Genomic DNA, 1,749 nt, shown 5'->3' with positions numbered 1-1,749 from the left:
TCGACATCAGGGGGCTCTGACATGCCGCTGCTCGCTGTGCTGGACGACCAGCACGACCGGCGCCCGCCGTCCTCCCCGCTGGTCACGGAGGTGGTCGCGGGGGTCCCGCGGCTGCTGCGGGTGCACGACACTCGGGGGCTGCTGGCGACCCTGACCGAAGGCGCGAAGACCGTGACCGTCCGCGGCCAGACTCGGAGCTTCACCGAGGACAAGCGCCCCTTCACCGACGCCTTCCAGCGGACTACCACGAGCGGGTGGGGGGTGTCGCCTGCGGGCGGGTCCTGGTCCAACTCGAACGGCGTCGAGACCGACTACACGGTGACACCCGGCCGGGGCCTCATGGCGATCACCGCGGTCAACGCCAGCAGGCACACCTCCCTGGTCAACGACGTGACGGACCTGGACGCCAGGCTCTCGTGGTCGCTGGACAAGATGCCCACCGGCAACGCCAGCAGCCTGGCCCTGGCGTTCGCGTACACCAGCTCGACGTCGCAGTACCGCGCGCGGCTCTCGGTGCTCACGAGCGGGGTCGTGCAGCTCGTGCTGGAGTGCCAGACCCCCAGCGCCACCACGACCCTCGGCGCGGCGGTCGAGCTGGGCACCGGCTACNCGGTCGGGGACATCTGGCACATCCGGGCCCAGCGGCAGGGCACGACCCTGCGGTGCCGGGCCTGGAAGGACGGCAGCCCAGAGCCCGCCACGTGGGCGCACGAGGTCGTGGACGGCACGCTGGGCGCCGGGCGGATCGGTGTCCGCGGCATCGCCAGCAGCGGCAGCACGGCGGTCCCGTTCTCCTTCCGCGTCCACGACGTGCAGCTCTACAGCGGGGCCTGGCCGGACCCGCCGACGGTCACCCACGACACCTGGGTGCGCGTCCTGCCCCAGCCGTTCACCGGGCAGTGGTCCCCGGCGCTCGCCGCGCAGATCCAGGCATGGGCTGCCGACACCACCCCCGACGCGCTGGCCTACGCGATGATGTACGCAACGGGCGCCCCGCCAGTCTCCGATCCCCGGCTCGGCGCCGGGACGCAGGTGGCCGGGCAGTCGAAGTACGGGCCGGACGGGCCGGACGGGCTCAGGCGCGAAGGCGCCGACTTCCACCAGTTCATGGGCCTGGACTGGACGTTCCCGAACGGCGAGTCCAAGAGCACGTCTCCGGAGTGGGACCGGTGCATGGACTGCAGCGGCTTCGTCCGGATGATCTACGGCCACCACATGGGCCTGCCCATGGTGAGGAGCGCCGGGATCGACGGCCTCGCCATCCCGAGGCAGACCAAGGACATCGGCCCCAGGGGGCCGGGCGTGATCGTCGCCCAGGCGGTGGACACCGCGCCCCCGCTGACGGGCCTACTGCCCGGGGACGTCCCGCACTTCGACGCCGACCAGACCGACCCGGTCGCGGGCCAGCTCGACCACAACGGCATCTATCTCGGCGTCGACCAGCACGGCCGCCCACGCTTCATCAACTCACGGAAGACCCCGAACGCGGCCACCTTCGGCGACCTGGGCGGGGCGTCCGCGCTCGACGGCACCGGCCTCTACGCCACGTCGCTCCGGCTGGTCCGCCGCTTCTGACCCCCACACCCCCGCCCACCCTCGGCCCCGCGCCCATCCGGCCCGGGGCTTCTCCCATGTCTGGAGGCCGCATGGCCACACCCATGACCTACGCCCAGTTCGTCGCCGCGCTCCGGGCCGAGGGCCTCACGGTCATCGAGCACCCCACCGGCGGCCGGTCCCCGGCCGACCACA

Annotated in this window: 1 protein-coding gene; it reads left to right on the top strand. The window is 72.7% G+C overall.

Annotation, left to right across the window (positions count from 1 at the left end; all coding sequences use genetic code 11):
- Positions 1-1,575: hypothetical protein (locus GTY84_RS04685; protein WP_345943341.1), on the top strand; the 1,575-nt coding region annotated here is incomplete at its 5' end.
- Positions 1,576-1,749 lie beyond the last annotated feature (174 nt).

It is taken from the genome of Streptomyces sp. SID8352, assembly GCF_009862265.1.
Lineage (GTDB): Bacteria > Actinomycetota > Actinomycetes > Streptomycetales > Streptomycetaceae > Streptomyces.
This window is presented reverse-complemented; position numbering and strand designations above follow the sequence as displayed.